The 20465-nt window shown below is 71.9% G+C and carries 21 protein-coding genes, 1 rRNA gene and 1 pseudogene; 8 read left to right on the top strand and 15 right to left on the bottom strand.

Features of this window, described 5'->3' with window-relative positions:
- Positions 1 to 10 precede the first annotated feature (10 nt).
- Positions 11 to 958 carry a 2,3,4,5-tetrahydropyridine-2,6-dicarboxylate N-succinyltransferase gene (gene dapD / locus C0R66_RS04955; RefSeq protein ID WP_101526048.1) on the top strand — a complete coding sequence of 316 codons (948 nt, stop codon included), beginning with the start codon at positions 11 to 13 and terminating at the stop codon, positions 956 to 958.
- A 2-nt stretch (positions 959 to 960) separates the two neighbouring features.
- Complete coding sequence (locus tag C0R66_RS04950) at positions 961 to 1935, top strand: VldE C-terminal domain-containing protein (RefSeq protein ID WP_241901578.1); 975 nt, start codon at positions 961 to 963, stop codon at positions 1933 to 1935.
- 8 nt (positions 1936 to 1943) lie between these two features.
- On the opposite strand, the gene dapC is transcribed toward C0R66_RS04950, so the two are convergent.
- Positions 1944 to 3095: a succinyldiaminopimelate transaminase gene (gene dapC, locus C0R66_RS04945; RefSeq protein ID WP_422385606.1), complete on the bottom strand. Its 1152-nt coding sequence runs from the start codon at positions 3093 to 3095 to the stop codon at positions 1944 to 1946.
- A gap of 8 nt (positions 3096 to 3103) precedes the next feature.
- Entirely contained in the window at positions 3104 to 3430 is a 327-nt protein-coding gene (gene fdxA / locus C0R66_RS04940; protein WP_101523766.1) for a ferredoxin, read from the bottom strand.
- Positions 3431 to 3482: 52 nt separating this feature from the next.
- Between fdxA and C0R66_RS04935 the strand changes: the two genes are divergently transcribed.
- Entirely contained in the window at positions 3483 to 4448 is a 966-nt protein-coding gene (locus C0R66_RS04935; RefSeq protein ID WP_158647900.1) for a GNAT family N-acetyltransferase, read from the top strand.
- Positions 4449 to 4483: 35 nt separating this feature from the next.
- On the opposite strand, the gene C0R66_RS04930 is transcribed toward C0R66_RS04935, so the two are convergent.
- From C0R66_RS04930 to C0R66_RS19315, 7 genes are read right to left on the bottom strand one after another with little or no spacing between them, the layout of a single operon-like run.
- A complete protein-coding gene (locus tag C0R66_RS04930) occupies positions 4484 to 6247 on the bottom strand; it encodes a VanW family protein (protein WP_101523764.1) in 1764 nt (587 codons plus the stop codon).
- Between the two features lie 9 nt (positions 6248 to 6256).
- Positions 6257 to 6631, bottom strand: a complete 375-nt coding sequence (locus tag C0R66_RS04925; RefSeq protein WP_101523763.1) for a hypothetical protein — start codon at positions 6629 to 6631, stop codon at positions 6257 to 6259.
- Positions 6628 to 7533: an N-acetyl-1-D-myo-inositol-2-amino-2-deoxy-alpha-D-glucopyranoside deacetylase gene (gene mshB / locus C0R66_RS04920; protein ID WP_101523762.1), complete on the bottom strand. Its 906-nt coding sequence runs from the start codon at positions 7531 to 7533 to the stop codon at positions 6628 to 6630. The genes C0R66_RS04925 and mshB overlap by 4 nt, the downstream gene beginning before the upstream one ends.
- 9 nt (positions 7534 to 7542) lie before the next feature.
- Entirely contained in the window at positions 7543 to 7884 is a 342-nt protein-coding gene (locus tag C0R66_RS04915; protein WP_101523761.1) for a hypothetical protein, read from the bottom strand.
- On the bottom strand, positions 7881 to 8264 hold the full coding sequence (locus tag C0R66_RS04910; protein WP_241901577.1) for a (deoxy)nucleoside triphosphate pyrophosphohydrolase: 384 nt from the start codon (positions 8262 to 8264) through the stop codon (positions 7881 to 7883). Before C0R66_RS04910 ends, C0R66_RS04915 begins: the two co-directional genes overlap by 4 nt.
- 19 nt (positions 8265 to 8283) lie before the next feature.
- Positions 8284 to 8868: an MDR family NADP-dependent oxidoreductase gene (locus C0R66_RS19320; protein ID WP_241901576.1), complete on the bottom strand. Its 585-nt coding sequence runs from the start codon at positions 8866 to 8868 to the stop codon at positions 8284 to 8286.
- Positions 8760 to 9326 (bottom strand): MDR family NADP-dependent oxidoreductase, encoded by a 567-nt coding sequence (locus C0R66_RS19315; protein WP_241901575.1) that lies wholly within the window; start codon positions 9324 to 9326, stop codon positions 8760 to 8762. Before C0R66_RS19315 ends, C0R66_RS19320 begins: the two co-directional genes overlap by 109 nt.
- Positions 9327 to 9349: 23 nt before the next feature.
- On the opposite strand from C0R66_RS19315, the gene C0R66_RS04900 reads away from it, so the two are divergent.
- A complete protein-coding gene (locus C0R66_RS04900) occupies positions 9350 to 10441 on the top strand; it encodes a hypothetical protein (protein ID WP_101523759.1) in 1092 nt (363 codons plus the stop codon).
- A gap of 48 nt (positions 10442 to 10489) precedes the next feature.
- Here C0R66_RS04900 and C0R66_RS04895 read toward each other — a convergent pair.
- Positions 10490 to 11292: pseudogene (locus C0R66_RS04895) on the bottom strand (thioesterase family protein).
- A gap of 53 nt (positions 11293 to 11345) precedes the next feature.
- Between C0R66_RS04895 and C0R66_RS04890 the strand changes: the two are divergent.
- A complete protein-coding gene (locus tag C0R66_RS04890; protein ID WP_241901573.1) occupies positions 11346 to 12383 on the top strand; it encodes an FUSC family protein in 1038 nt (345 codons plus the stop codon).
- A gap of 198 nt (positions 12384 to 12581) precedes the next feature.
- Positions 12582 to 14729, top strand: coding sequence for a DEAD/DEAH box helicase (locus tag C0R66_RS04885; protein WP_241901572.1), 2148 nt, complete (start codon positions 12582 to 12584; stop codon positions 14727 to 14729).
- 37 nt (positions 14730 to 14766) lie between these two features.
- Here the strand turns inward: C0R66_RS04885 and C0R66_RS04880 are convergent, their stop codons facing one another.
- Positions 14767 to 15630 (bottom strand): alpha/beta fold hydrolase, encoded by an 864-nt coding sequence (locus tag C0R66_RS04880; RefSeq protein ID WP_101526044.1) that lies wholly within the window; start codon positions 15628 to 15630, stop codon positions 14767 to 14769.
- 160 nt (positions 15631 to 15790) lie between these two features.
- On the opposite strand from C0R66_RS04880, the gene C0R66_RS04875 reads away from it, so the two are divergent.
- A complete protein-coding gene (locus C0R66_RS04875; protein ID WP_101523757.1) occupies positions 15791 to 16225 on the top strand; it encodes a nitroreductase family deazaflavin-dependent oxidoreductase in 435 nt (144 codons plus the stop codon).
- A gap of 1 nt (position 16226) precedes the next feature.
- Here the strand turns inward: C0R66_RS04875 and C0R66_RS04870 are convergent, their stop codons facing one another.
- Both C0R66_RS04870 and C0R66_RS04865 read right to left on the bottom strand, forming a co-directional pair.
- Entirely contained in the window at positions 16227 to 17888 is a 1662-nt protein-coding gene (locus tag C0R66_RS04870; RefSeq protein WP_240311660.1) for a peptide chain release factor 3, read from the bottom strand.
- Positions 17889 to 17981: 93 nt separating this feature from the next.
- On the bottom strand, positions 17982 to 18440 hold the full coding sequence (locus C0R66_RS04865) for a methyltransferase family protein (protein ID WP_101523755.1): 459 nt from the start codon (positions 18438 to 18440) through the stop codon (positions 17982 to 17984).
- A gap of 78 nt (positions 18441 to 18518) precedes the next feature.
- Between C0R66_RS04865 and C0R66_RS04860 the strand changes: the two genes are divergently transcribed.
- Positions 18519 to 19373 (top strand): ATP-grasp domain-containing protein, encoded by an 855-nt coding sequence (locus C0R66_RS04860; RefSeq protein WP_101523754.1) that lies wholly within the window; start codon positions 18519 to 18521, stop codon positions 19371 to 19373.
- A 29-nt stretch (positions 19374 to 19402) separates the two neighbouring features.
- Here C0R66_RS04860 and C0R66_RS04855 read toward each other — a convergent pair whose 3' ends face one another.
- Together C0R66_RS04855 and rrf are read right to left on the bottom strand one after the other, a co-directional pair.
- Positions 19403 to 20017, bottom strand: a complete 615-nt coding sequence (locus tag C0R66_RS04855; protein ID WP_101523753.1) for a hypothetical protein — start codon at positions 20015 to 20017, stop codon at positions 19403 to 19405.
- A gap of 202 nt (positions 20018 to 20219) precedes the next feature.
- Positions 20220 to 20336 (bottom strand): 5S ribosomal RNA (rrf, locus tag C0R66_RS04850).
- Positions 20337 to 20465: the final 129 nt, after the last annotated feature.

The raw sequence follows: 20465 nt of genomic DNA, 5'->3' as shown, positions 1-20465 counted from the left end.
TGCTCAGGTGATCCAGTCTGCCGCCTGGGGCTACGGCCTCGTGTCCCGTGATGCCTCCGACAACGTCCTCGACGTCTGGTTCCCCGCCCCCGCGCTCGGCTCCGCCGGCGACGCCGGCGCCCAGGGCGCGCCCGCCGAGCTGACGGCCCTGGAGGGCAAGGACGAGGCACGCCGGGTGCGCACCTCCGTGGAGCTGGTGGAGATCGCCGACCTGTCCGCGGCTCCGGTCAGCACCCAGGACGTCTGGCTGCGGCTGCACCTGCTCTCGACCCGCCTGGTGGTGCCGCACTCCATCTCCCTGGAGGGCCTCTTCGGCCTCCTCTCCAACGTGGTGTGGACCTCCGCCGGTCCTTGCGCGGTCGAGGGCTTCGAGGCGACGCGTGCCCGGCTGCGCGCCAGCGGTCAGCACGTCACCGTCTTCGGCGTCGACAAGTTCCCCCGGCTGGTGGACTACGTGATGCCCGCCGGGGTCCGCATCGCCGACGCGGACCGGGTCCGGCTCGGCGCCCACCTGGCCAGCGGCACCACCGTGATGCACGAGGGCTTCGTCAACTTCAACGCCGGCACGCTGGGCACCTCCATGGTCGAGGGCCGCATCTCGGCCGGCGTCGTGGTCGGCGACGGCTCCGACGTGGGAGGCGGCGCCTCGATCATGGGCACCCTCTCGGGCGGCGGCACCCAGGTGATCTCGGTCGGCGAGCGGTGCCTGCTCGGCGCCAACTCCGGGATCGGGATCTCGCTCGGCAACGACTGCGTCGTGGAGGCCGGCTGCTACGTCACCGCTGGCACCAAGGTCAGCGTCCGCGACGACGACGGCGAGCGGGTCGTCAAGGCTGTCGAGCTCTCCGGCGCCGACAACGTGCTGTTCCGCCGCAACTCGGTCACCGGAGCCATCGAGGCCGTCGCGTGGAAGGCCCAGGGCATCACCCTGAACGCTGCCCTCCACGCCAACGACTAGTCGTGACCGCACGGCGGGCCGGGGTCGGGCGCTGGGCGCTGGCGATCCTTGTCGCCGGTGCCTTGTTCGTGGGGGTGGGCCTCGTCTTCGACCGAGGGGTGGGCCCGCTCCTGGCGCGCGAGGAGTGCGTCGCCGAGGTCGACGGGCACACGGTGCGGCTCTCCCCGGAGCAGGCCGAGAACGCCGCGCTGATCGTGGCCATCTCGGTGCAGCGCGGCATGCCCGCCCGCGCGGCCTCCATCGCCCTGGCCACGGCGTACCAGGAGTCGAAGATCCTCAACATCAGCTACGGCGACCGAGACTCCCTGGGGCTGTTCCAGCAGCGTCCCTCCCAGGGCTGGGGCACGCGCGAGCAGGTGACCAACCCCTACTTCGCGACCAACGCCTTCTACGACGCGCTGGACAAGATCGGCGACTACACGGCACTGCCGATCACCGTCGCCGCCCAAGAGGTGCAGCGCTCGGCGTACCCCGACGCGTACGCCGACCACGAGAAGGACGCCCGCACCCTCGCCTCGGCCCTGACCGGGCACTCCCCCCAGGCGTTCACCTGCGTGGTCGACCAGGACGCCTCTGCGGCATCGCTCGAGCTGACCGAGACCGGCCTGACGGCGCGGGCCGACCTGGTGCGCCGTGACGTGGAGGCGGCGTTCGGCCCGCGCTCGTTCGGCGGCTTCGCCCCGGGCGGGGTGCGCGAGGGCCACATGAAGGGCTCGGCGCACTACGAGGGACGGGCGGTCGACGTGTTCGTGCGCCCCGTCAGCCCCGACAACCGACGGCTCGGCTGGGCGATGGCCCACTACTTCGTGGCGCAGGCGGCCCGGCTGGACATCCAGACCGTGATCTTCGACGACCGGATCTGGCAGGCCCGGCGCTCCGACGACGGCTGGCGCGACTACCGGGTGCCGCGCTCATCCTCCGGGGACCGGGCAATCCTGGAGCACCGGGACCACGTGCACGTGGACGTGCCTGCCTGATCGTCGGCTCAGGCGCGCAGCCGAGCGGCGGCAGCAGCCACCCGCTCGTCGGTCGCGGTGAAGGCGACGCGCACGTGGCGCTCTCCCGCCGCACCGTAGAAGGCGCCGGGGGCGACCAGGATCCCGCGGTCCGCGAACCACTGCACCGAGTCCCAGCAGGGCTCGTCGCGGGTCGCCCACAGGTAGAGGCTGGCCTCGCTGTGGTCGATCCGGAAGCCCGCGCCCTCCAGGGCCTCGCGCAGCACGGCCCGGCGGGCGGCGTACCGCGCGTGCTGGGCCACCACGTGCTCGTCGTCGGCCAGCGTCGCGGCCATCACCCGCTGCTGCGGCTCGGGCATCTGCAGCCCGAGGTTCTTGCGAACCGCCAGGAGCTCCGCGACGACGGCCGCGTCGCCGGCGACGAACGCGCACCGGTAGCCGGCGAGGTTGGACCGCTTGGAGAGCGAGTGGACCGCGAGGATGCCCTCGTGGCTGCCGCCGCTGATGTCGGGATGGAGCACGCTGGTCGGCGGCCGCTCGGCGTCCCAGGCGCACTCCAGGTAGCACTCGTCGGAGACCAGCAGCGTGCCCCGGTCCCGGCACCACTCCACGACCTTGCGCAGGTGCTCGGGCGTCAGCACCTGCCCGGTCGGGTTGGAGGGGCTGTTGAGCCACAGCAGCCGGGGCGTCCGTGGACCGATCGCGGTGAGGCTGTCCGCGGCGAGCACCTCCGCGCCCACCAGCGTCGCACCCACCTCGTACGTCGGGTAGGCCAGCTCCGGCTGCACCACCAGGTCGCCGGGGCCGATGCCCAGGTGCAGCGGCAGCGCGCCGATCAGCTCCTTGGAGCCGATCACCGGCAGCACCGCGCCCTCGCCGGACCCGGGCTCGGGGTCCAGACGCAGACCGGTCACACCGAACCGGCGCGCCAGCCAGTCGATCGCCGCCTGCCGGGTCTCGACGTTCCCGATGGTGACCGGGTAGCCCGGAGCGTCCGCAGCCTCGCGGAGCGCCTGCTGGGCCACCTGCGGAGTGGAGTCGACCGGGGTGCCGACCGAGAGGTCGACGATCCCGTCCGGGTGTGAGCGAGCACGCGCCGCGTGCTCGGTCAGCTGGTCCCAAGGGAAGTCCGGGAGCCGTGCGGAGACCGGGGTCGCCGCACGGCTACGCAGGTCTGCCACCGAGGAGCTCAGTGGTCCTGGTTCTGCGGGGGCAGAGCGGCGATCATCGGGTGGTCCTTGTCGATCTCGCCCATCTTCGCCGCGCCACCGGGCGAGCCGAGGTCGTCGAAGAACTTGACGTTGGCGTCGTAGTAGTCCTTCCACTCCTCCGGGGTGTCGTCCTCGTAGAAGATCGCCTCGACGGGGCAGACGGGCTCGCAGGCACCACAGTCGACGCACTCATCGGGGTGGATGTAGAGCATCCGCTTGCCCTCGTAGATGCAGTCGACGGGACACTCGTCGACGCACGCGCGGTCCTTGAGGTCGACACACGGCTGGGCGATGACGTAGGTCACCGGAACCTCCTGGGTTGGCGCGGATGGGCTGGGGTCAGCCTAGTATCCCCGCGTGCCTGCATCGTCGGAACCCCACCATCCGGGCGCCGCCCCCGGCGCCCACACGCTCGGACCCCACGTGGTGGGGCAACGCGTCGTGGTCCGGCGGATCCTGCCCGGCCAGACCGGCCCCTCGGGCGGACCCGCCATGACCGACGTGCTGGGCATCTGCCGCAGCTGGACCCAGCACAGCTGCGTGATCGAGCGCGCCGACGGGGAGACCGTCGAGATCCGGGTCCGCGACATCGTCTCGGGCAAGCCGGTCCCGCCGCGTGCCTCGGTCCGGCAGCGGGTCAGCGCGCGGGAGGCCGAGCTGCACACGCTCTCGATGTGGCCCGACCTGGACCGCTCCGACCTCGGCGACTGGGTGCTGCGCGCCGGCGGGCTGCTGGAGCCGGAGCCGGAGCATCCCCGGGGACGTCTGGTCGCCCGGGCCAACTCCGTGCTCGCCATGGGCGACCCCGGGGTGCCGCTCCCGGTGGCTGCCTCCGCCGTGGCCCAGTTCTACTCCGCCCACGCCCAACCAGCGTTGGCCCAGGTCGAGGTGGACGGTGAGAACGACCAGGAGCTGACGCGGCTGGGCTGGACCGCCGCGCGGCCGGACGAGGGGGACGCGCTGTTCCAGGTGGCGTCGCTGGCACGGGTGCTGCGCACCGTGGGCCGGCCCCCGGACACGGGCGTGGTCCTCACCGAGGAAGGGGACCGCGCCACGGTCAGCGTCGGCACGCACGCCCGGACCCGGGTGGCCCTGGACGGCGACTGGGCCGGCCTGCACGCGACCTGGGTCGCCCCGACGCACCGCAGGCAGGGCCTCGCGGTCGCGGTGATCGCGGAGGCCCTGGACTGGGCCGCCTCCCGCGGGGCCACCACGGCGTACCTGCAGGTGGTCGAGGACAACTATCCCGCGGTCGGCCTCTACCGGAGGCTGGGGTTCACCACCCACCACGCCTACCGGTTCCTGGCCGGGCCGGCTCGCTAGCTCCGGCGCCGAGCGGGGCGGCCCCTCCGGCGTGCCTAGCCGGCGGGGGGCGTGCAGACCACCGAGTCCGAGGGCGTGTAGGTGGTGCTGAACGTCTCGGTGCGCACCACCTTCTTGGAGCCCGGGGTGTGGAAGATCCGCTTGACGTCGACGTCGAAGCCGCCGTAGCCGGAGTTCGGGTAGCAGTCCTCGGTGTCCAGCGTCCGGGTCTGGGCGGGGGTGAAGTTGTAGCGATCGCTGGTGCTGGAGGTGATGTCCCAGACCTTGGTGGACCACATGCTCACGGTCACCGAACCCTGGCTGGACGGCGAGCTGGGGCTCACCTTGGCGTCGATGAGGACCCCGTGGTCGGTGTTGTTGCGGAACCGCAGGTCGACCGCCCCCCACGCGACCGTGGCCTCCCGACCCACCGGGTAGCGGTCGATGTAGAAGGAGTGGGGCTTGTGCTCCACGTCCTCCAGGCCCGCGAAGAACATCGCGTTGAACACCGTGGTGGCCATCTGCGACACCCCGCCGCCGAGGTCCTCCTTGAAGATCCCGTCGCTGATGACGAAGCCCTCGGTGAAGCCGTTCTCCCGGGTGCGCTCCCCCACGGTGTCGTTGAGCGAGAAGGTCTCCCCCGGCTTGAGCACGGTGCCGTCGATCAGCTCGGCCGCCCGGCCCAGGTTGACGTTGCGGTACTCGGCGTAGGGGAAGTAGGTGGTGAAGCTGGAGACCTTCTCCTTGATCTGCAGCGCCTCGGCGTCCGCGGTCTTGAACTCGGCCTCGGCGACCGTGGAGTCGACCGCGAGGGTGCGCTGGCCCGTGGGGGCTGCCACCAGGTCGAGGAACGCGGCGTCGATCTGCCCCTGGTCGAAGCTGGCGCCCGGCTTGTCCGGGATCACCGTGGGCTGCCCGTTGACCAGCTCCACGGTGGCGTCGACCGGTCCGCCCTCGTCGGCCACCGCGCCGTCCACGACGTCGGCCAGCGCCTCGGCGTCCAGCTGCGGGACCAGGGCACCGTCCTGGGGCACCAGCGAGAGCGCGGGGGTGTAGTCCGCGGGCGCCAGGCGCACGCTGCGGCCCTCGAACGTCAGGGTCACCGGCTCGCTCACGGCCTGGTTGGCGAACGAGGTGAGCGCCTGCTGCACGTCGGCCTCGTCGATCTCGGGCTCGGTCTCGACCAGGTCGGCGCTGGCCTGTGCGGGCTCGCCGAGGTACGCCGTCTCCAGCGCCTCGCGGGCCGCGTCGCGGTCCAGCGACAGTCCGGTGCGCGCGTTGCGGGTCTTGACCTCGCCACCCTTGAACATGACCGCGCCCTCCTTGGCGGGTCGCCCGGCCTCGGAGTCGACCTGGTCCAGCAGCGCCGACATCGCTCCTTCGTCCACGACGACGACGGCGTCGCGGTCGTCACCGCCGGTGAAGTAGTCCCACAGCCGGCCCGGGGACCAGGAGTCCTCGCCGCCCGCGTCGGCCACCGACGACTGGTAATCCACCGAGAGACCGGCCTGCTCCGGGGTCACCGAGCGGGGCTTCCCGTCCACGACCAGCTCGATGGGGGCAGCCGCTCGCTCTGCCAGCCCGCGCTCGAGCACCTTGGCCGCCTTCTCCGGGCTGTGGCCGCCGATCTTGATCCCCGAGACGGTTGCGCCGCGGGGCACCTTGTCCCCGGCGAGCTGGTGGGCGACGGCATAGCCACCCAGCACCAGCACCAGCAGGCCCAGCAGGAGCAGGGCGACGACGCGACCGCCCGCCTTCTCCTGATCGTCGTCGACGGGCCCGCGAGCGGGCTGAGGGGCTGCTGACTTGGTTCCGAGCACGCGGCGAGTCTAGGAGGAAGGACCTACATCTGGCAGATCCCGGACCCGACGTCCGCTTGACAGGCTCACCACTCCCCACCCGCCGACCACCAGACCGAGGAGGAGCAGCACGTACCCCTTGGGCCCGTCGGCGATCAGGAAGTCCCCCTCCGGCCGGGGTGTCATGCAGTAGGCCAGCGCCAGCACCCAGCCCGCCGCGAACGGCAGTCGGGCCCACCAGCCGGGCGGCAGCGCGACCAGGACGCAGCAGGCGGCCGCGTAGGCCAGCAGCAGCGCCCACCACCCGTTGCCGTGCAGCAGCACCGCGGCCGCACCCGACACCGCACCGACGACCGCGAGCAGCACCGCGGCCAGCACGTGCAGCAGCCAGGGCGCCCGGCTCACAGCCCCGCGAAGAGGTCGGTCTCGAGCCCGTCGGGGCCCACCGGGCCCAGCGAGCCCTTGGCGATCCGGTAGTACTCCACGCCCCAGGCGGTGGCCCCGACGTTGTTGGACAGTGCGAAGAACGGGCCGTCGGTGGTGATCTGCGTGGCGTGCGCGGCCAGGGCCGCCATCTTGGTGTCCACGTAGTCGCGGGCGTCGACCGCGGCGGCGAGGTCCGCGTCGGGGGTCACGAAGTGCGGCAGCGGGCCGTCGGGGTCCATCCCCTCGAAGGAGGTGGTGTCTCCCGCCTCGCGCATCATGCGCAGCCCCTCGCGCATCTTGGACTCCGACATCGCCCCCCAGTAGACCTTCGACACCTCGTGGTGCTCGCCGAGGTCGCGACGGTAGGAGGGCACCGCCGCCAGGGAGACGGCGTACGTCGCGACGCGGTGCGCCTGGATGTGGTCGGGGTGGCCGTAGCCGCCGAACTGGTCGTAGGTCACCAGCACCTGGGGGCGCACCTCGCGGATCACCTCCACCAGGTGGTCGGCCGCCTCGGTGAGGTCGGCGCGCCAGAAGGCGTTGTCGTTGATGTCGTCCGCGGCGACGGCGTGGCCGTCGGGGTGCCACTTCATCCCCGAGTCGCGGTAGCGGCCGAAGCCGCCCAGCCAGCGGTGGTCGGTGACGCCCAGCGCCTTCATCGCCGCCGCGAGCTCGCCCTTGCGGTGCTCGCCCAGGCGGTCGTCGGCGTCAGCGCCGAGGTGCTCCAGCTCGGGGACCAGGATCTCCCCCATCTCGCCCGCGGTGCAGGTCACCAGGGTGACGCCGCGACCCTCGGCCACGTACTTCGCCATCGTGGCGCCCTGACCGATGGACTCGTCGTCGGGGTGGGCGTGCACGAGCAGGAGTCGCTGGTCAGTCATGGAGCGAGCCTAGTCGGCCCCACCAGCGGCACCGGACCGGCCGTCGGGGCGCTTGATCCGCCGGGGCGCGTCGGGCAGGGGCGGCGGCAGTGGTGCGCCGGCGCCGCCGGCCCCGGAGTCGGCCCCGGAGTCGCCGACCTCGTCGAGCCACCCGTCGTACTCGTCGACCAGGAGCTCGAGCAGGAACCCGGGCGCGTCGCTGAGCACCGCCCAGGGGTGGTCGTCGTCGTCGTCCTCGCCCGCCAGACGCTCGCGCTCCACCTGGGCGGCGTACCCGTCGCGGACCAGCCGGGAGGCGACCGCGCGGGCGTCGTCCTCGTCGAAGAAGACCGCTCGGGGGACGGCGCTCATGCCGAGAGCACCTCCGCCAGCTCGGCCAGGAACGGCCGGTCCGCCTCCAGCCAGTCCACCGAGTCGAGCTCGGCCGCGCTCAGCCAGCGCAGCTCGTCGTGCTCCAGCGGCACCGGGACGCCGCGCACCAGCCATGCCACGGCGACGCTCAGCTCGTGTCCCCCGGGCAGGGGCACGACGGGGTCCAGCCAGGTGCTGACCTCGATGCCGCACTCGAGCTCCTCGGCGATCTCGCGGACCAGCGCCTCGTCGGGCGCCTCGCCGTCCTCGACCTTGCCGCCCGGGAACTCCCAGCGCCCCGCGGCCGCAGCCGGCTGGGTGCGCCGGGCCGCGAGGACCCGACCCCGGTCCACGATCGCGGCACCCACCACCAGAGCCATCGCCGTCAGCCCTTCCTGCTCAGGCCGACGTCGGGTCGGCGCCGACCCGGACGACGGTCTTGCCGAAGTTGCGGCCCGAGAGCATGCCCCGGAACGCCTCGGGCGCGTTGTCCAGGCCGTCGACCACGTGCTCGCGGTAGCGCACCGACCCGTCGGCGACCCACGCCGACATCTCGCGGACGAAGTCGGCCTCGTGCTCGGCGACGAACTCGTCCTGGATGAACCCGCGGATGGTCAGGCTCAGGCTGAGCACCCGGCCCATGAAGCCGGGCAGCTGGTCGGGGCCCTGCGGCGCGGAGGTCGCGTTGTAGTTGGCCACCAGCCCGCAGACAGGGATCCGGGCGAACTTGTTGAGCCGGCGGGAGACGGCGTCGAAGACCGGTCCGCCGACGTTCTCGAAGTAGACGTCGATCCCGTCGGGGGTGGCCGCCTCGAGGTCCTCGCGGAACGTGGGCGAGCGGTGGTCGACCGCGGCGTCGAAGCCGAACTCCTCGATCAGGGCGCGGCACTTCTCCTCGCCGCCGGCGATGCCGACGGCGCGGGCCCCCTTGAGCTTGGCGATCTGGCCGACCGCGGACCCGACCGGGCCGGTGGCAGCGGCCACCGCGACGGTCTCGCCCGGCTGGGGCGGCCGATCTGCAGCAGTCCGGCGTACGCCGTGAAGCCGGGCATGCCGAGCACGCCCAGGGCGGTGGAGACCGGCGCGGCGGCGGGGTCCAGCGAGCGCATGTGGCGGGCGTCGGCCACCGCGTAGGTCTGCCAGCCGCTGTAGGCGAGCACCAGGTCGCCGACCTTGCGACGGTCCGAGCGGGACTCCACCACCTCGCAGACGGTCGCGCCCTGCATCACCTGTCCCACCTCCCAGGGGGCGGCGTACGACTTGGCCGCGCTCATCCGGCCCCGCATGTAGGGGTCCAGGGACAGGTAGACCGTGCGCAGCAGCACCTGACCCTCCGCGAGCTCCGGGAGGTCGGTGGTGACCGTGCCGAAGGTCGAGTCGTCGGGCTCGCCCACGGGGCGGGCGGCCAACGTGATCTGGGTCGTCTTGGCGGAGGTCGTCATGGCTCGAGACTACGGTGGCCTGCATGGTTGAGCGCAACGACGCCGGGGTCGGCGTACACCTGCGACGGACCCAGGAGAACGACGCCGAGATCGATGCCCTGGCCGACGTGCTGGGCGGGCGCGCCGGCTTGGAGGACCTGCTGTCCGACCTGAAGTTCCAGGCACGGAAGTCGCTCGCCGGGCGACTGATGGGGCGCGCGGTGAACCGGGCGATCACCTGGGACGCCCACGACCGGCGCGACCCGGTGTGGTGGCCCCAGGGCATCACCTCCTCGGCCGATGCCAGCGAGACCGGCGAGGTCCACGGCCGCCGGCTGCTGGTCACCACCTGGTACTCCAAGCCCGTCGACGGGGTGGCGCGCGGATCCCGGCTCACGTTCCTGGACCTCGACACGCTCCGGTACCGGCACGTGCTGCTGGTCGTGCCGGAGCTCGACGACCAGGGACGGCTGCGGCTGGGCGGCCTGCGCATCCACGCCGGGGGCATCGTGTGGGCCGGGCCCTACCTGCACATCGCGGCCACCGCCCGCGGCTTCGTGACCTGCCGGGTGGAGGACCTGATGCGGGTGCCGGGGGACAACGAGCGCCCGGACCAGATCGGCATCGTCGACGGCCGGGTGGCCTCCTTCGGGCACCACTACATCCTGCCGGTGCGCTTGACCCACAAGGCGTACGCCGACGACGGGGTCACCAAGCTCCGCTACTCCTTCCTCTCCCTGGACCGCCGGTCCGACCCGCCGGGGCTGCTGGCCGGGGAGTACGGCCGGGGCGCCCAGACCACCCGGATCGCCCACTTCGACCTCGACCCCGACACCTGGCTGCCGGCCACCGACGAGGACGGCTGGTCCCGGCCCCTGCTCGAGGACCGCGGCCTGGCACGGATGCAGGGGGCCGTGGTGGCTCGGGGCCGGCACCACATCACGGTCTCCAACGGGCCGACCACGCCGGGCTCGGTCTTCACCGGGTCGCCCGGCGCCCTGCGGCGCCGGCGGTGGGCCGTCCCGGTGGGGCCGGAGGACCTCACCTACTGGCCCTCGGAGGACGCCTTGTGGACCGTGACCGAGTACCCCCGGCTGCGATACGTGGCCAGGATGTCCCGCAGCTGGTTCGACTGACCGGCGGCGGCGCCTCGAACCGCGCCGCCTCCACGGTGGAGGGCTGGGTCAGCGGGGAGTCATGGCCAGCTGACGCGACTGCGCCACCAGCCGCCCGGCGGAGTCCCAGACCTCGCAGTCCTCCTCGAACATGCCCCGGCCAGGTTGCTGGTGTGCGTGCGCACCCGCAGCCAGCCCGGCGCCGGGACCGCCCGCACGTGGACGCTCAGCTCCAGGGTCGGCGCCCAGCCCATCATGCCCAGGTCGAAGGCGACCGGGGGCAGCGCGTCGACGGCGAGCAGCAGCGCCAGCACGTCGGGCTCCCGCCCGTCCTTGAGCCGGAGCCACGCCCGCAGGTCGCCGCGCCCGCTGGGCTGGCCCGTCGCCCAGCCGACGCACTCGGGGTCGAAGAGGGTGTCGAAGCGGTCCACGATCGGAGCCATCTTCCGGAACTCCTCCGGCGCCAGGTCGCCCGAGACGCACTCCTCGCGGTCCGGCAGCTCGAAGGGCACCGCCGTGGTGCGTACGTCGGCCGGCAGTCGCGCGTGGTCGCCGTACGTCGCCAGCACCGCGATCCGCTGGGCACCGTCCTGGCTGAGGTCCGCCGCCACGGTGGCCACGGTGCGGCCCTCGCGGAGCACCCGGGTGCTGATCGTGGCGGGACCGGGGACCGCGGCAGCGATGTAGTGGGCACTGATCGCGAGCGGGTCCGGCTTGTCCGCCAGGGTGTGGCGGATGGCGTTGCCGATCGTGGCCAGCGTGATGCCGCCGTTGATGCCACCGCCGATGTGCCAGCCGTCGCCGAGCTCGGCGGCGTACTGCCCGTCGCCGGTGGGGGTGATGCCGATCGCCTCGTCGAACTCAGTCGCCATGCGCGGAAGGGTACGCACCGAGGGCGGCGCCTCGTCGCAGGAGACACTGGAACGTGCCTCTTTCCCCCGGACTCCTCTCCCAGGCCCTGCGCGTGGGGCCGCACGCCGGATCCCACCGCGTCGCCCTGCGGGCGAGCATCTCGGTGCTGGTGCCGCTGCTCCTGCTGTGGGCAGTCGGGCGTCAGGAGTGGTCGATCTACGCCGCCTTCGGGGCCTTCACCTCGCTCTACGGACGCAGCCACGTGCACCTCTCGCGCCTGACGATGCAGGTGACGCTGGCGGTCCTGCTCACCGCTGCGGTCGTGCTCGGGGTGGCGGTGGGTCTCTCCGAGCACCGGGAGTGGCTGGCCGTGCCGGTGGCGGCCCTGGTGGCCTCGGGCGCCTCGCTGGTCTCCGACGCCCAGGACTGGCACCCACCCGGCCCGCTCTTCCTCGTCTTCGCCTTCGCGGCCTGCGCCTCGGTGCCGTCCGAGCCCTCCGACCTCCTCACGGCGGCGCTGGTGGCCGGCGGGGCGTCCGCCTTCGCGGTGGCCGTCGGCGGGATCGGCTCGCTCTGGCGCACCACTCGCCGGCCGGAGAGCGCCGAACGGACCGCGTTCCTCCGCCCGTCGTACGCCGCGGTGGCGCTGCGGCACGTCCTGCTCAACGGGGCCGGCTGCCTGGTCGCCGGCTCGCTGGCCACCGCGGCCGGCATCGGCCACCCCTACTGGGCGATGGTCTCGGCCGTCGTCCCGCTGGCCTCCCGCGACCCCCGCACCCAGGCGGTCCGGGGACTGCACCGGGTGGTGGGCACGCTGGCCGGGCTGCTGCTCGCCGCCGCACTGCTGGGCCTGGACCTGAGCGGTCTGGCGCTGATCGCCGTGGTGGTGGTGCTCCAGGCAGCGGCCGAGCTGTGGGTGGGCCGCAACTACGCGATCGCACTGGTCGCGGTCACCCCGCTGGCTCTGTTGATGGTGCACCTGGTGGCGCCGGTCCCGGCCGGCACGCTGCTGCTGGACCGCGGCGTGGAGACCGTGATCGGGGTGGCTGTCGGACTGGCGCTCGGGTGGCTGGCCCGCGCCGCGGACCGACGGCCGATCCTCGGAAAATGACCTCTGCTGTGACCTTCCCCGATCACGCGCTACGATCGTGCTCGCACGGCCCCGGAGTGTGGCTCGTCTGCACCACTCCTCCGAGAGGCTCGCTCTCCCCGTGAGAGTCGTTCCGCCGCGATCGTCGGCCGCGCCCCACCGAGAACCACTGTTCAGGGCCCAGAACCGGCGCCCCACCACGCACTGGCGAGGAGGACCTTGTCCGGCCAGACCAAGTCCGCGACCCGCGGCAACCGCGCGAACCGGCGACCCAAGAGGGCTCGGCGACTCGACAACGAGGGGATCATCCCGGTCCTCGCACGCGCCGTCCGCGAGATCGAGAGCGAGGCCCAGCGCGGCCGCGTCTCCCCCTCGGCGCGCACCCGCTTCCAGGTGGTCGCCCTGCTCGTGCGCGAGGAGCGGGCCCGGGTCAAGGCCGACGCCGAGGCGACTGAGGCCCAGCGCGCCGAGCAGCTCAAGCGGCTCGACGGCGTGGCCACCATCCTGGCCAAGACCGCTGCGCGGGACACCAGCCTGCTGATGCTGCTCGCCGAGGACGCGGAGGTCAGCGACGCCGCGCGTGCGCTGCGGCGCAAGATGATCGCCCAGGCCGGACTGGAGGCCCCCGAGGAGGAGACCCCCGAGGCTCCCGAGGGCGAGGCCCCCGCGGTGACCGAGCGCCGGGTGGTGCCGCAGACGGTGCTGGCCCGCCAGCTCGCCAACCCGTTCCAGGCCCCTGACTTCGACGCCGTCGCCAAGCGGATCGAGCCCAAGACCCATCGGCTCGCGAACTGGGAGCTGATCGGCCCCCTGCTGCGCTCCTTCGAGCTGGCGAACGGCGCCCCCGCCTGCCTGGAGATGCCCGACCCGAAGCTGCGGCGCACCCGCGACGGCCTGGAGATGATGCGTCACCAGGCCCAGCTGGTCGCCTCGGTCCAGGAGGGTCACCGGACCTTCCTGCTGGCCGACGAGCCCGGACTCGGCAAGACCGCGCAGGCGCTGCTCGCCGCGCAGGCCGCCGACGCCTACCCGCTGCTCGTCGTGGTGCCCAACGTGGTGAAGACCAACTGGGCGCGCGAGGCCAAGATGTGGACCCCGAGGCACAAGGCGACCGTGATCCACGGCGACGGCAACGACATCGACGGCTTCGCCGACATCGTCATCGTCAACTACGAGGTGCTGGACCGCCACGTGGGTTGGATCGGGGACCTGGGGTTCAAGGGGATGGTCGTCGACGAGGCGCACTTCATCAAGAACCGGAAGTCCCAGCGCTCCCAGCACGTGCTGCAGCTGGCCGACCGGATCCGGGCCCGGCACGTGCGCCCGCTGATGATGGCCCTGACCGGCACCCCGCTGATCAACGACATCGAGGACTTCACCTCGATCTGGCAGTTCCTGGGCTGGATCGACGAGCAGAAGCCCATGCCGGAGCTGATGGCCCGTCTCGAGGAGACCGGACTCACTCCCGAGGACAAGGCCTTCTATCCCGCCGCCCGTCGCGCCGTGGTCGACATGGGCATCGTGCGGCGTCGCAAGGTCGACGTCGCCGCCGACATCCCCGCGCGCCGCATCGCCGACATCCCCGTCGAGCTCGACGACGAGGCAGGACGCTCCATCCGCGAGGCCGAGCGCGAGCTGGCCCGCCGCCTGGTGGAGCGCTACGACCGGGTGATCGCGGCCCGCAAGCCCGAGCACCGCGCGGCGAGCCTCGTCGACGGCATCGACGAGGAGCTGGTGCGCCGGGTCGCGGAGTGGGAGCGCGACGAGACCGACGACAACGCCGCCGGGGAGAACGTCTTCTCGATGATCCGTCGCATCGGCACCGCCAAGGCTCCGCTGGCTGCCGACTACGCCACCCAGCTGGCCCGCAGCGTCGGCAAGGTGGTGCTGTTCGCCAAGCACGTGGACGTGATGGACACCTGCGAGGAGATCTTCCAGCGGCGCGGCATCCGCTACGCCTCCATCCGCGGCAACCAGACGCCCAAGGTGCGCGAGAAGAACATCGACGCCTTCGTGAACGACCCCGACGTCGCCGTGGTCGTCTGCTCGCTGACCGCCGCCGGGGTCGGCCTCAACCTGCAGGTCGCCTCCAACGTGGTGCTGGCAGAGCTGTCGTGGACCGACGCCGAGCAGACCCAGGCGATCGACCGGGTGCACCGGATCGGCCAGGAGGAGCCGGTCACGGCCTGGCGGATCATCGCCGCCCAGACGATCGACACCAGGATCGCCGAGCTCATCGACAGCAAGGCCGGCCTCGCGGCCCGGGCGCTCGACGGCTCGGACGAGGAGGTGACCGCCTCGGCCGACATCCAGGTGGAGGCGATGGTGGCACTGCTCACCAACGCACTGCGGGCCCGGGGTCGCTGACCCCGGGCGGGATGAGTCCGCGTCGTACGGCGCGGGCTCAGTCCTCGGACACGCGCCCGGGCGTGGTGGCGATGAAGTCGCGCAGCAGGTCGGCGAACCGGTCCGGGTCGTCGAGGTGCGGGAAGTGGCCCGCGCCCTCGAAGAGCTCCACGCGGGCCTGGGGAACCGACTTCTGCGCGCTGATCGCGTGCCAGGCGGGGATCATCCGGTCCTTGGAACCCCAGACCAGCATGATCGGGATCGGCAGCGGCACCACGTCGGCGAGGTGGTCGTGGGCACTCACGGTCTGCCCGCCCGGGTCCACCACGGCGCGGGTGGTGGCCAGGAACGCCTTCCGGCTCTCCCGGTCCCCCAGCGAGGTGAAACCCCGCCAGATCGCCCCGACGTCGGCTCCGGGCTTCCAGCCGACCTTCGCAGCCGCCCGGCCGATCGCCTCCACCTGGGTGAGCACCCACCGCGAGGCGATGACGCCGAGCACCTGCTCGGCGCCGGGCAGCGTGGCGGAGCGCAGCAGCGGGCTGACCTCGCGACCCAGTCCCCCGCTCGCCACCAGCACCAGCCGCTCGACCCGCTCGGGGAAGAGGTAGAAGAACTGCATGGCGATCCCCCCGCCGAGCGAGTGGCCCACCAGGGTGACCGTGTCGATGCCGAGACGGTCGAGCAGGTCGCGCAGGGTCGCGGCGTGCGAGCTGAGCGAGTAGTCCCCCATCGGCTTCGCGGAGGCTCCGTGGCCGAAGAGGTCGGGCACGATCACCCGCTCGGTGTCGTCCATCCGGTCCACCAGGTGCTTCCAGTTGTGCTGGGAGCCGAGGATGCCGTGGATGAAGAGCACCACGGAGCCCTCTCCGGCGTCGACGTAGGAGAGCTCGTGGCCGTGCAGGACGATCGTCTGCGGGGACATCTGCTGCACCGGGTCCTCCTGAGCCTGCGCGTGGGTGGGTCTGGTCCCAACGTAGTCCTGCGCGGGCCGCCCGAGCGCGCCTAGTGACGCACGTCGCGGCACCGCGACCAGCAGACGGACAGCACCACTGGTTGGGCACTCCGCGTGCTGACATGGAGGCATGACACTCAAGGGCGAGTACGTACCGAGTCCCGAGCAATGGGTCCGCGACCAGGTCGCGGCCTACGAGGCCTCGAACGGGGCCGAGGCCAACACCATCACGGACCGGCCGATCGTGGTGATCACCTCCCAGGGTGCTCGCTCGGGCAACCTCCGCAAGAACCCGGTGATGCGCGTGGAGCACGACGGAGTCTACGCCGCCGTCGCCTCCAAGGGCGGGGCACCGGAGCACCCGGTGTGGTTCCACAACTTCGTCGCCAACCCGCGCGTGGAGCTCCAGGACGGTGCGGAGAAGCACGAGTACCTCGCCCGGATCGCCACCGGCGCCGAGCGCCAGGAGTGGTGGGAGCGCGCCGTCGCCGCGTACCCGCCGTACGCGGAGTACCAGCAGAAGACGGACCGCGAGATCCCGGTCTTCCTGCTCGAGCGCGCCTGACTCAGCGGTCCCCGGCGATCAGCGGCTCCAGCGTGAGCTCAGGGTGGTCGCGCTCGATCACGGTGACCCGCCACTTGTCCGGGAGGAGCGCGAGCAGGGTCCCGTCGTTGCGCTCCATCACCTCGACGCCGCGCACGCGGGCGAGCTCGGGCGCGGACGCGGCGTCGGTGCGCCGGGCCTGGGTGTAGCTCAGCGGCTCCAGCCGGACGGGGGCGCCGAACTCGCTCTCCATCCGGGCCTGCGCCACCTCGAACTGCATCGGCCCGACGGCGGCGAGCACCGGTGACTGCTGGCCGCGCAGGTCCGAGCGCAGCACCTGCACCACGCCCTCGCTGTCGAGCTGGTCGATGCCCCGGCGGAACTGCTTGAACCGGCCGCTGTCCTTGGCCGTCGCCACCGCGAAGTGCTCGGGCGCGAACGTCGCGATCGGCGGGAAGGTGACCGGCTCCTCGACGTAGATGGTGTCGCCGATCTTCAGCGCCATCGCGTTGACCAGGCCGATGATGTCGCCCGGGTAGGCGGTGTCGATGACCGCGCGCTCCCGACCGAAGATCGCCTGGGCGTACTTCGTCGCGAAGGGCCGCCCGGTCTGGGCGTGGGTGGCGATCATCCCGCGCTCGAAGACGCCCGAGCAGACCCGGGCGAAGGCGACGCGGTCGCGGTGGTTGGTGTCCATCCCCGCCTGCACCTTGAACACGAAGGCGCTGAACGGGGCGGTCACGTCGCGGACCTCCACGGGCCGGCCCTCGGAGTCCTCGGGACCGTGCCGGAACGGGACCGCCGGCGGGGCCAGCTCGACCAGCGTCTCCAGCACCGCCGAGACCCCGAAGTTGGAGATCGCAGAGGCGAACAGCACCGGGGTGGTGAAGCCTGAGAGGAACAGGTCCTGATCGTGGTCGGCGCCGTCGGAGGAGAGCAGCTCGGACTCCTCCACAGCGGCCTGCCACACGTCGCCGACCTGGGCGGCCGCCGCGTCTCCGCCCATCCGGGCCTCGGGTGCCCGGGTCGCACCGCCGGCGGTCCGCGTGTACGCGATGTAGTCGCCGCTGCGTCGGTCGAGCACCCCGCGGAAGTCGCCCGCGATCCCGACCGGCCAGGTCAGCGGCGTGGGGACCAGCTTGATCTTCTCCTGGATCTCCTCCATCAGCGTGAGGGCGTCGAGCCCCGGCCGGTCCCACTTGTTGATCACCGTGATCACCGGGATCCCCCGCGCCTTGCAGACCCGGAACAGCTTCAGCGTCTGCGGCTCCAGGCCCTTGGCGGCGTCGACCAGCATCACCGCCGCGTCCACCGCGGAGAGCACCCGGTAGGTGTCCTCGGAGAAGTCGGAGTGGCCGGGGGTGTCCACCAGGTTGACCACGTGTCCGTCGTAGGAGAACTGCAGGGCGGCGGAGGTGATCGAGATGCCGCGCTCCTTCTCCATCTCCATCCAGTCCGAGACCGTGGAACGCCGACCGGCCTTGCCGTGGACGGCCCCGGCCTCGGTGATCACCTGGGCGTGCAGTGCCAGCGCCTCGGTCAGCGTCGACTTCCCCGCGTCGGGGTGGCTGATCACCGCGAAGGTACGGCGTCGTGCCGCCTCGCGCACCACGTCCTTGTGCCGCGCAGCAGCGCCGGGGGTCGAGCCGGAGGTGGAGTGGTCGGTGGTGGGCGTGGAAGTCACAGGGTCCTGAATCGTCGAGAGGTCGCCCGGCGAGAGCGGCACGGGCCTGCCCATTCTACGAGGCCGTTCCACCTCGCCCGCGCCGAAGACGCCTCAGCGTCCCGGGCGGCCCAGCCAGCGCGGCACGCGGGCGCGGTAGTCGGCGTACTCGGCGCCGAACTTGGCGCTCAGCACCTGCTCCTCGGCCGCGATCTGGGTGCGCTCCATGACCTGCACGAAGCCCACGGGGACCAGCAACGCCGGCAGGGAGCGCAGCCGCACCGCGTTGGCGACCAGCAGACCGGTCATGCCGAGGTACATCGGGTTGCGGGAGAGCTGGTTCGGACCGCTGGTCACCAGGCTCGTGGTTCGGTCGGGGTGCAGCGGGTGGGCCGTGGTGTGCTGCTTGGCGAAGCGCGCTCCGGTGGTCGCCGCGAGAGCGACCGACAGCGCGCCCAGGGCAACAGCCGCTGCGGTCGTGCTCGAGCGCGGCGTCCCCCTCCCGGGCAGGACCTGCTGGCGGAGCAGCCCGGCGGCCACCAGCACGGGCGGTGGCAGGCGACGTTCTCCCATGCCGCAACGGTAGCGGCTGCGCGCCGCGAGGTCACCGGTCCCGCGCGCGCGATCAGCCTCGGCCCCTAGGCTCCTGGCGTGACCGACGTACTGCTTGCCACCTTCAGCCTGCTTCCTGACGGCGAGCCCGGTGGGGACCTGCTGCTCAGCGCTCTGGCCGATCGCGGCATCACCGCCCGCTGGGCCGTCTGGGACGACAGGTCCGTCGACTGGGCGGCTGTCGACCTCGTCGCGGTCCGCGCCACCTGGGACTACCACCGACGTTGCCCGGAGTTCCTGGCCTGGGCCCGAGCCACGGCCGCCAGCACCCGGCTGCTGAACGGCCCCGAGGTCTTCGCCTGGAACGCCGACAAGTCCTACTTGATCGAAATCGCGGACCACGTCCCGGTGGTGCCGACGCGACTGCTCGACGATGCCACCCTCGCAGCCGGACTCGAGGCCGAGACCACCCGGTGGGGCACCGTCGTGGTCAAGCCGCGTACCGGCGCCGGCGGCGTCGGGGTGGTGCTGGCCACCAGCTCCAGCGACCAGCGCCTCGAGGGCCTCGTCGCGGGACCGTGGATCGTGCAACCGCTGGTGGAGAGCGTCCGGACCGTGGGAGAGGCCTCGGTCTTCGTCTTCGACCAGGCTGCGGCCGCCCAGGTGGACAAGGTGGCCGCGGGCGAGGAGGTCCGGGTCCACGAGTCGTACGGCGGCACCTCGCGTGTGGTGCCGCTGGGTTCTGAGCAGCGCGAGCTCGCCGAGCGCGCGGTCCGAGCCGCCGCCGGGATCCTGGGCACAGAGCTCCCCTACGCCCGGGTCGACCTCATGCTCTGGGACGGCTCGTGGGCGGTAAGCGAGCTGGAGCTCATCGAGCCCGGGCTCTACCTGGAACTGGAACCGGCCAACGCCGAGCGGTTCGCCCAGATGGTGGGCAAGTCGCTCGGTCGTTGACCGGCGGGTCCTAGGCGGCGAGCTGAGAATCAGCCAGCCGCGAGCGTGTCGACGATGCCGTCACCGAGGCTCTCGGCGACCTTGGCGTCGCTCGTGCTGATGGTGATGCTGGTCAGACCCACCTCGGTCTCCACGACCAGCGCCTGCGCGTGCACGACGCCGTCCTGCACGGGCAGGTCGTAGGTGACGCGGGCGGCGTCGCCCGCCTCGGTCTCGAGGCGCTCGATGCCCTGGACCGTGGCGCCCAGGGTCAGGAACTCCGCCTCGATCTGGGTGTCGTTGGGCAGCTTGTCCCCTGCTTCAGAGACGTTGATGTTGTCCAGGAAGCCGTTCTTCGCGCCGTCGCCGGAGGCGAGGTAGAGCTGGATGCCGCCCATCATCTCCTCGAACTGCTCGGGCGTGACGTTCAACCGGCCGGCGAGCTCCTTGACCGCGTCGTTGTCGGCGCTGCCCTCTGCCATCTCGCTGGCGTCGAGGACGGTCCATCCCTCGGGAGCCTTGAAGCTCACGCCGAGGGCGTTCACCCGGCCCTCGGCCGAGGCGCTCTCGCTAGCCTTGGCGGGCTCCTTGTCCTCGGAGTCGCCTGAGCAACCGGTGAGCAGGAGAAGGGCGGTGGCAAAAGAAGCGAGCACGGTTCGGGTCATGGCACCAACGTTAGGCGGCATTCATGATCCTATTTACCGCCCTATGAGCGCCGTGTGATGCCCCCCACAGACCATTTCGCAAAGTGCATAGAATTCCCAATTAAAGGCTGGCAACTGTTGGGCATTGACCCGAATGAAGCGCGATTACCTGGTGAAATGCGAAAGAGGGGCCGCCCTCAGGCGACCCCTCTTCCAAATTATTGTCCGGCGGCGTCCTACTCTCCCACAGCCTCTCGGTTGCAGTACCATCGGCGCTGAAAGGCTTAACTTCCGGGTTCGGGATGGGACCGGGTGTTTCCCTTTCGCTATGGCCGCCGTAACTCTTGTGGTCGACACACCCGAGGTGTTGCAGGGGTGTGGACCAAGTCTTGGTTGGTGTTCGTTGTTCAGTTGTCACAACCTGTTCAAACCCTTGGATGGGTTTGTTGGTTGGGAACTGGTTAGTGGA

It is taken from the genome of Nocardioides houyundeii, assembly GCF_002865585.1.
GTDB classification, from domain to species: Bacteria; Actinomycetota; Actinomycetes; order Propionibacteriales; family Nocardioidaceae; genus Nocardioides; species Nocardioides houyundeii.
This window is presented reverse-complemented; position numbering and strand designations above follow the sequence as displayed.